Origin of the sequence: Roseibium sp. (genome assembly GCF_050301095.1) — a bacterium.
Taxonomy (GTDB): Bacteria; Pseudomonadota; Alphaproteobacteria; order Rhizobiales; family Stappiaceae; genus Roseibium.
Map to the genome: position 1 here is coordinate 1 of NZ_JBNKYW010000075.1, position 8,408 is coordinate 8,408.

General features: G+C 61.6%; 10 protein-coding genes. 4 read left to right on the forward strand and 6 right to left on the reverse strand.

The window, feature by feature from the left end:
• On the forward strand, positions 1-367 hold a 367-nt coding region (locus ACQY7U_RS06895; protein ID WP_428643089.1), incomplete at its 5' end, for a hypothetical protein.
• A gap of 103 nt (positions 368-470) precedes the next feature.
• Here ACQY7U_RS06895 and ACQY7U_RS06900 read toward each other — a convergent pair.
• Positions 471-1,118: a nucleotidyltransferase family protein gene (locus ACQY7U_RS06900; RefSeq protein WP_428643091.1), complete on the reverse strand. Its 648-nt coding sequence runs from the start codon at positions 1,116-1,118 to the stop codon at positions 471-473.
• 145 nt (positions 1,119-1,263) lie between these two features.
• Between ACQY7U_RS06900 and ACQY7U_RS06905 the strand changes: the two genes are divergently transcribed.
• On the forward strand, positions 1,264-1,593 hold the full coding sequence (locus tag ACQY7U_RS06905) for a hypothetical protein (protein ID WP_428643092.1): 330 nt from the start codon (positions 1,264-1,266) through the stop codon (positions 1,591-1,593).
• Positions 1,594-1,716: 123 nt separating this feature from the next.
• Complete coding sequence (locus ACQY7U_RS06910) at positions 1,717-2,100, forward strand: RidA family protein (protein WP_428643094.1); 384 nt, start codon at positions 1,717-1,719, stop codon at positions 2,098-2,100.
• Between the two features lie 97 nt (positions 2,101-2,197).
• Here the strand turns inward: ACQY7U_RS06910 and pheT are convergent, their stop codons facing one another.
• The 4 genes from pheT to ACQY7U_RS06930 form a co-directional block, all read right to left on the reverse strand.
• Positions 2,198-4,615 (reverse strand): phenylalanine--tRNA ligase subunit beta, encoded by a 2,418-nt coding sequence (gene pheT / locus ACQY7U_RS06915; protein ID WP_428643096.1) that lies wholly within the window; start codon positions 4,613-4,615, stop codon positions 2,198-2,200.
• Between the two features lie 62 nt (positions 4,616-4,677).
• Entirely contained in the window at positions 4,678-5,331 is a 654-nt protein-coding gene (locus ACQY7U_RS06920) for a phenylalanyl-tRNA synthetase subunit alpha (protein WP_428643097.1), read from the reverse strand.
• 27 nt (positions 5,332-5,358) lie between these two features.
• Positions 5,359-6,441, reverse strand: a complete 1,083-nt coding sequence (gene pheS / locus ACQY7U_RS06925; RefSeq protein ID WP_428643098.1) for a phenylalanine--tRNA ligase subunit alpha — start codon at positions 6,439-6,441, stop codon at positions 5,359-5,361.
• Between the two features lie 460 nt (positions 6,442-6,901).
• Positions 6,902-7,819, reverse strand: coding sequence for a LysR substrate-binding domain-containing protein (locus ACQY7U_RS06930; protein WP_428643099.1), 918 nt, complete (start codon positions 7,817-7,819; stop codon positions 6,902-6,904).
• Between the two features lie 134 nt (positions 7,820-7,953).
• On the opposite strand from ACQY7U_RS06930, the gene ACQY7U_RS06935 reads away from it, so the two are divergent.
• Positions 7,954-8,091 (forward strand): hypothetical protein, encoded by a 138-nt coding sequence (locus tag ACQY7U_RS06935; RefSeq protein ID WP_428643100.1) that lies wholly within the window; start codon positions 7,954-7,956, stop codon positions 8,089-8,091.
• A 14-nt stretch (positions 8,092-8,105) separates the two neighbouring features.
• Here ACQY7U_RS06935 and ACQY7U_RS06940 read toward each other — a convergent pair.
• Positions 8,106-8,408 (reverse strand): hypothetical protein (locus ACQY7U_RS06940; RefSeq protein ID WP_428643101.1); only part of this gene is annotated, 303 nt, incomplete at its 5' end.

Consider the following 8,408-nt stretch of genomic DNA (forward strand, 5'->3'; position numbering starts at 1 on the left):
TTTCGATGGCGGAGCAATCCCGGCGCAATTGGGTCTCGACAGCATCGTGCAACCGAAGGAAGCCGGTCCGTTCCGCTTCGGCACGTCGATCGAGGTCCGGACAGGCAAGCGTGAATGTTCGGGTGTCTTTTCGATCACCTCGTTACAGGTCCTGGACGACGACGCCGCACAGCGTGTGCGCGAAGCCTCTCGGCTATCGCTTGCCGAGATGTTGCAGATGGACGGCTTCATCGGAGCGACGAATGCCAAGATCGGAAATCGAATGGTGACGATTTCAACCTGGAGAGACGCCGAGTCGTCCCGGTTTGTCATGCGCGGGGGAACTCATGCCGAAGCAATGCGCGAAATGCGGTGTCATGGCCCGTAAGGTGCAGGACGGGAATTGCTGCAAATGCGGAGCCGACCTGCCGTTGCATCCGCCCTATTGGTAATTCGATCCCAATAGATCGTCCGCTGATCCTGCGCCGGGGCTATTCATTTGCGTGCCACGGAATGACCGTCAATTCCGGCCAGAGCGCCTTCATCCGCTTCGCCTTTTCCGCATAGGTTTCACGGTTGTCCTGCGTGTAGTTCGGCACGAGGCGCATGCCGAACATGTTGGCGAGGCCGAAGGGGGCGTGCAGGATCAGGTTTCCGTTCACGCCCAGCCGGGCGGCAATCGCGTGGGTCCTGGCGGCATAGGTCGTCAGCGCATCCATGGCGCAGTCAAGCGGCCGGTAGGGACGGCCGAAACGCTTTTCGTACCACAGGTGGACACGCGCCTGGTTGCGCACCTCCAGAAGGCTGGCAAGTTCGGGAAGGGCCGCGTTGACCTTCCTGATGACCTTGTCCTCCGCTTCATAGGAAAGGTCCGAGCCGTCGAAATAGATGACGTCGAAATCCTTGATGCCATGCAGGTGCGGCCGCTCCGTCAGGATATTCCAGACGGTCTGGTAAAGGCCACCGGAGACCAGCCAGGCGTCCGGCAATTGAAGGTCGCGGATCGTGGCCAGAATGTCGAAGACGTGGGGAACAGCTGGAAGGATGCGCTCCAGCTCTGCCAGCCGGTCCTGTTCGCAAGCGGTGTAGGGGTCGCCCAGCCGAAGGCGAAGTTCGGGGCGTGAGGGGAAATCGGTCATGAAACAACCTTTTGAAATGCGATGGTCAGCCTACCCGATTCTGATGGCGGGGGCAGCGGCAGGGCAACGCCCGGATGCGCGCTCGGCTTGACATGAGGCCCTTCTATGCCATTTCCAGACGAGTACATTTTCTCAGGAACCCAGTATGACCAGATTGAATTCGACCGGACTTTCCGCCCTTACCAAACGCCTTCTGATGGCAGCCGCTGCCGGGACCCTGACGCTGGCAGCGGTTCAGCCATCCCTGGCGCGGCCAAATTCGACAGCCATGACCTGTGCGCAGGTGCAGTCGATGATTGTCAGGAACGGCGCGGTCGTCCTCAGCACCGGCCAGTACACATTCGACCGGTATGTCGCCAACCTGAACTATTGCCAGCACGGCGAGGTGCTCTACCGCGAATACATCCCCACAAAAGACAGCCGCAAGTGCCCCGTTCAAAGATGTGGCGAGCTTCAGCGCTGGAAGTGGGATTAAACACCGAGGTATCAAGTATTAAGTCCCGGCTGGCCGTTTGTCGGCCGTTTTGCCGTTTCGGCATGTTTCGACTGACAGCGAAACCTGGGCGGCAGATGACGGAAACAATTTGGAGGAAAGCCATTGAGGCGCAAAATCGGACGCGGATCTGACTTCGAGAAGTTGTTGAACTATTCGCGCGTGGTGGTCGACGATGATGGCTGGGTGTTCGTTTCGGGGTGCTCCGGTTTCGATTACGACACGATGGAAATCGCGGACAACATGACCGACCAGGCGGAGCAGACCTTCCGTAACATTTATTGGTGCCTGGACCAGGCGGGCGCGTCCTTCAAGGACGTTGTCCGGATCCGGATCATTGTTGCAAGTGCGTCGGATTATCCAGCCGCCGTGAAAGTCATCGGCAAGCACTGTGCGGACGTGAAGCCAGCCAACACCACCTGGATCGCCGACTTGCCGGATCCCCGTATCAAGATCGAAATCGAGGTTACCGCCCGCAAGCCGGTTTAATATCGCAAACGCGACGAATTGTCTGAAGAGCCAGCCAAACACAATTGAAACCGCGCGGTTTGGGCCGCGCGGTTTTTTTGTCCTGTTTGTCGGAGCGTCAGCCCCTCAAGGTGCCGCCGGTCGACTTTTCGACATTGGCGATGATCTTCTTCGCCACCGCGTCGATTTCCTCATCGGTCAGCGTCTTCTGACGCGGCTGCAGCGTGACGTCGATCGCGACCGACTTCTGGTCTTCCGGCACGCCCTTGCCCTCGTAGATGTCGAACAGGGTGACATCGGTGACCAGCGCCTTGTCGGCGCCGCGGGCGGCTTTCAGCAACGTTTCCGCACTGACGTCCTTGCCGACGAGGAAGGCGAAATCCCGCTGCACCGGCATCAGGCCGCTGGCGTTCAGCGCACCCTTGGACCGGCTGCTCTTGCCCTTGGGTTGCGGCAGGGCGTCGAGATAGACCTCGAAGGCCACCAGCGGGCCTTCAATGTCGAGCTTCTGGAGCGTGCGCGGGTGGATTTCGCCGAAGACGGCGAGCGTGTTCTTCGGTCCGAGCTTCAGGCACCCGGAACGGCCCGGATGGAAGGTTGCCGGAGCGTCGGCGGTCACCATCAGCTTTTCGACCGGCGCACCGATCTCCGCAAGCGCGGCCTCCGCATCCGCCTTGGCGTCGAAGACGTCGACGTTGCCGGAGGCGCCTGACCAGTGCCGGCCGGCCCCCTGCAACTTCGCGGTGCCCCGGCGCACACCGGCGGCGGCCATTTTCTGGCCTTCCGGCGTGTCGTTTTCGAAGATCTGGCCGATCTCGAACAGCGCAATGTCGCCGAAACCGCGGTCGGCATTGCGCTGCGCGGCGGCCAGCAGGCCGGGCAGAAGGCTCGGACGCATGTCGGTCATTTCGCTGGAAATCGGGTTGGCCAGCGACAGCGCGGCGCTGCCGCCGCCGAAGAGTTCCGCGTGCTCCCGGGCGATGAACGACCAGGTGACCGCTTCGTTGAAACCACGCGCGGCAAGGGCGCGGCGCGCCTTGTTGCGGCGGACCTGGCCGCCGGTGAGGACCTTTTGGCCGACGGTGCCAAGGCGCGGCAGCGGCGTGAACGGGACCCGGTCAAGACCGAGAATGCGCACGACTTCCTCGACGAGGTCCGCCTTGCCTTCGATGTCCGGGCGCCAGCTGGGAGCGGCGACTTTCACCGTGTCGCCGGAACCCGATACCCAGAAGCCGAGCGACTTCAGCGTGACGTTTGCCTCGGCGGGCGTGACGTCGACACCCGACAGGCGCTTGATTTCAGAATAGGGGAAGTTGATGACGTTGGTGCTGTCCGGCAGGGTTCCGGCCTGAATGGCTTCGGACGCCTCGCCGCCGCAGAGCTCCAGAACCATGCGCGTGGCATACTCAAGGCCCGGCATCATGTAATCCGGATCGACGCCGCGCTCGAAGCGGTAGCGGGCATCCGTGTTGACGCCGAGCTTGCGGCCGGTGGCGGCAAGGATGTCTTCGTCCCAGAGAGCCGATTCGATCAGCACGTTGACGGTTTCTTCCGTGCAGCCCGAAGGTTCGCCGCCCAGGATGCCGCCGAGGCTTTCCACGCCGTTGTCGTCGGCGATGACGCAGACCGCCTCATCGATCTCGTAGGACTTGCCGTTGAGGCCGTCGATGGCTTCGCCCTTCTTGCCGGGCCGGACGACCAGATTGCCCTTGACCTTGTCCGCGTCGAAGACGTGCAGCGGCCGGCCCTGGTCGAATGTGATGTAGTTGGTCATGTCGACGAGGGCATTGATGGGCCGGAGGCCGATGGCGGTCAGGCGGTCCTGAAGCCATTTCGGCGAGGGGCCGTTCTTGACGCCCTTGACCATGCGCAACCCGAAGGCCTTGCACATCGGCTTGGCATCGCCGAACTCGAGCTTCACGTCGACCGGGCAGGGATAGCTGCCGCGGACCTGCTCGTTGGAGCGTTCCTTCAGCTTGCCGAGGCCTGCGGCTGCAAGATCGCGAGCAATACCGTAGACGCCGGTGCAGTCCGGGCGGTTTGGGGTCAGGCCGATCTCGATCACCGGTTCGTCGAGCCCTGCCCAGGTCGCGTACGCCATGCCGACCGGGGCGTCCTCGGGCAGGTCGATGATGCCGTCATGTTCTTCGGACAGTTCAAGCTCCCGCTCCGAACACATCATGCCGAAGCTCTCAACATCGCGGATCTTGCCGACGGACAGGGTCACGTCGAGACCGGGCACATAGTCACCCGGCTTGCCGAGCACACCGACGAGGCCGGCGCGGGCGTTGGGGGCGCCGCAGACGATCTGGATCGGATCGCCTTCACCGGTGTCCACTTTCAGAACCCGCAGCCGGTCCGCGTTCGGATGCTGCTCGGCTTCCAGGACCTTGGCGATCCGGAAGGTCTTCAGCCGGTCGGCGCGGTTGGTTACTTCTTCGACTTCAAGCCCGATCATGGTGAGTGTTTCCACGATCTCTTCCAGGCTGGCATCGGTTTCAAGGTGATCCTTGAGCCAGGAAAGGGTGAATTTCATTTGCTTTACTCTTTATCGGTCGTGCGGCCGGTGAGGCCGAAATCTGTTCTTTGAAAGGCGTGTCAATTGCTGAAGCGGTCCAACTCGGGCAGCACGGTTGCTTCGCCATAGTTCTCCGCGAAGCGGCGCCCGATGTCGGAGAAGTCGCCTGTCCAGCTGCGTACCATTTCCGGCGTGATCTGATTTCCCGTGGCAATCGCCTGGGCCGCTTCCGTCTCGATCCGGTCCCGGAGGATACCGAGCTCGATCTGGGCGGCATATTCGGCGCGGTACTTGCCAAGCCAGCCCATGGCGACGATCAGGACCATCACCAGCAGCGCCATGCTGCTGGTCAGGCCTGCCCATTTGGCGGTGCCGGAGATGCGGCGGTCACTGGCGACCAGGACGATCGAGGTGATGGTCAGGAAGGCCACGATATAGATCGCCTGCAGGAAGCTCTGGTATTTGCCGGTTGCACTTTCCTCGTGACTTGCCCGGAGCCCGGTGATCCGGTCGCGCAGGTAAAGCAGCGCATCGGCCTCGGCACCGAGCTTGTCTCGGAAATAGGTGTCGCAGAAGCGCAGGCGTCCGCGGCTCTCGATCTTTTCCGCGCAGGCCTCCAGAAACGAGGTCGGCTGGGCAACGCGGGTGTCCTTGTCGGCTGTCTGGGCCGCTGCCGGAAGCAGCGCGCCAAGGTACAGCGCGGCAATCAGGAATAATCGGGTCAGCAGTGACATGGAGGTTCGTCCCTCAGCTTCCGCGGGTTAACTGGACAGTCCACCGAACAGGGTCGGCAGGTCGAGCGGGCGGAAGCCGTAGTGCTGGATCCAGCGGACGTCCGCATCGAAGAAGGCACGCAGGTCCGGCATGCCGTATTTCAGCATGGCAATCCGGTCGATACCCATGCCCCAGGCAAATCCCTGGTAGACATCCGGGTCGAGGCCGCAATTGCGGATGACGTTCGGATGGACCATGCCGCAGCCGAGAATTTCCAGCCAGTCATCGCCCTGGCCGACTTTCACCTCGCCGCCGGACCGGTCGCACTGGATATCGAGTTCCATGGACGGTTCGGTGAAGGGAAAGAAGCTCGGACGGAAGCGCATCTTGATGTCGTCGACTTCGAAGAAGGCCTTGCAGAATTCCTGCAGCACCCACTTCAGGTGGCCGAAATGGCTTTCCTTGTCGATGACGAGCCCTTCCACCTGATGGAACATCGGCGTATGCGTCTGGTCGCTGTCGCAGCGGTAGGTCCGGCCGGGCGTGATGACACGGATCGGCGGTTCCTGATTGCGCATGGTGCGGATCTGCACCGGCGAGGTATGCGTGCGCAGCAGAAGGCGTTCGCCGTCTTCTTTCTCGTTGAAGAAGAACGTATCGTGCATCTCGCGCGCCGGGTGGCCTTCGGGGAAGTTGAGCGCGGTGAAGTTCAGCTCGTCTGTTTCAACGTCCGGGCCTTCGGCGATGGAAAAGCCCATGTCGGCGAAGATCGCGGTCAGTTCGTCGATCACCTGGCTGACCGGGTGAATGCGGCCTGCTTCCACGGGGGCCGGGCGCAGCGGCAGGGTGATATCCACTCTTTCGGCTGCCAGGCGCGCCTCAAGGGCGGCTTCCACCAGAACGTCCTTGCGGGCGGCAATGGCATCGGTGACCCGGGCCTTCAGGCCATTGAGGGCCGGACCCATGACCTGGCGTTCTTCCGGCGTCATCTTGCCGAGCGTTTTCATCTGCTCGGAGATCCTGCCTTTCTTGCCAAGGGCGGAGATCCGGATGTCTTCAAGGGCGGCTTCGTCTCCCGCGCCTTCGATGGCGGCCAGGAGATCGGATTCAAGAGTATCGAGATTGGACATGCGTGCTCGGTCGTCGGTTCGCGCACAGAGCGCGGATTAAGTCGAAACGGAAAGTCGGGGTCTTTTAGCGAATAATTGCGCATAAGGCCACGGCCTCAAGCGCAGAATTGCGTGAGACCCCGGTGAGAAAGAAAAGCGCCGAGAATGAGCGCCTTAGCGCATAAATCGTCCGCAGGCGGGACCCTGCAGCTCGATGAGGCGCACGAACGCACCCGCCAGGCGCAAACGGCTCGGCGTCAGTCCGCAGTCGCGGCTATGTGCGGTGCAATCACTCATGGGCGACAATTTACCGATGCTTCGGCCGATGGCAAGCGGAAAAGCTTTGCCTTTCCCCAAACGCATCTGCCAATCCTGAGGAAGTGCGTGAGCACTGTCTCGAAGGATTGGGCCGCTTGTTGCCGAGACGGGGCTCCGCACGCGACATGCACCTTGCTTGTCCGGGATAACTTAACAGGGGCCGTCACGCTTCGACCGAATCCGCCCCCTTCGGCCGTCCGATCGAGGCTTGCAGTTCTTGCTTGAGCCAGTCGCCGAAAGCCTGTTTGGCTCTGGTGCGCGGTGCGTTCTTGCCGCTGATCAACCAGTAGGCATGGCCGGTTGCCGGGCGTTCGGGGAAGGGGGAGACCACCTGTCCGGACTTGACCGCGTAAACGGCCAGGGTCTCCCAGGCCAGGAATACGCCATGTCCGGCGATCGCCGCATCCAGGCAGAGCGAGCCATCCGAGAAGGTCGGGCCGTCCTGCAGGATGCTCTCGTCGAGGCCGAAGAGGTCGAGCCAGGTCCTCCAGGAAAACATCTGGCCGGGATCACGGATGATGGGCAGTTTGCCAATGTCCTTCGGCTCCCTGATCTGATCCGCGAGTGCCGGACTGCAAACGGGAAAGACGCGCTGCTCCAGCAGCCTTTCCGCGTTCAGGCCGGGATAGGGCCCCTTGCCCACACGGATGCACAGATCCACGTCGCTCGTGTCCGGGTCCACCAGATCGACGGTCGCCTCCACCCGCACCCGGACGCCAGGATGGGTCTTGCTGAAGTTCTTCAGGTGCCAGACCAGCCATTTGCCCGCGAAAACCGGGGCAACGGAAATGGTGAGCGCATCCTCGCGGCCGCGCTGAGTCGTGGCAATGGCGGTTGATAGCGACGACATGGCCGCCGTCAGATGCGGTTGCATGGCAAGGACATGAACTGTCGGCAGAAGGGCCCGGTTCTGCCGTTCGAACAGCTGCACGCCGAGCTGGGCTTCCGTCTTCTGAACCTGCTGGCTGACCGCGCCGACTGTGACGCCCAGTTCCTCGGCGGCTTTCTTGAGCGAGCCGAGCCGGGCGACCGCTTCCACGGTCCTGAGGCCTGAGAGATGAATGAGGTTCAGATTTTTCATTTTAGAAAAACTAAACCGAACTTCAGAAGAAGTCGATTTTATTATGGCGCGGCCACGTCTATATGTGAAGCCAAGCTAAATTCATCAAAAGGGATTTGGCCATGCAAAAAACAATAATAAGGAAACTGAAAATCATGATGAAACTGTTCATGCGCCGTCAAATGACCGCCAAATCGGCTGGCAGCTACGACCGTCGGGACCCGCTATCCCATCCGGCAATCGTCCGCATGTCCCCGCGCGAACTGGCCGACCTGCCGCTGAACCGGCGCTAACGGCCCCGACCGGCTCACCGGTCGACAATTCCTTCTGATCGACCACCCGGAAAGGGCAGGCCGGTTGGATCCTGATCCGGAACATCAGAAAACGGCGCTCCGGCCCTTGGGCCGGGCGCCGTTTCTGGTTTTGGTGCTCGGCTGGCTACCCTTGAAGACGCAACTAGCTTGCCGAACTGAAGCTGTTCCCAAAAAAATGCCGCGCAAACGTGGTCATCCCGGGCTTGACCCGGGATCCAACCCAGCTGGCCGCGCAAATGGAATTCAAGGCTTTTTCGGTGTGTTTCCGTTTGCGACGTGCTCACTTCCCGGCGCTC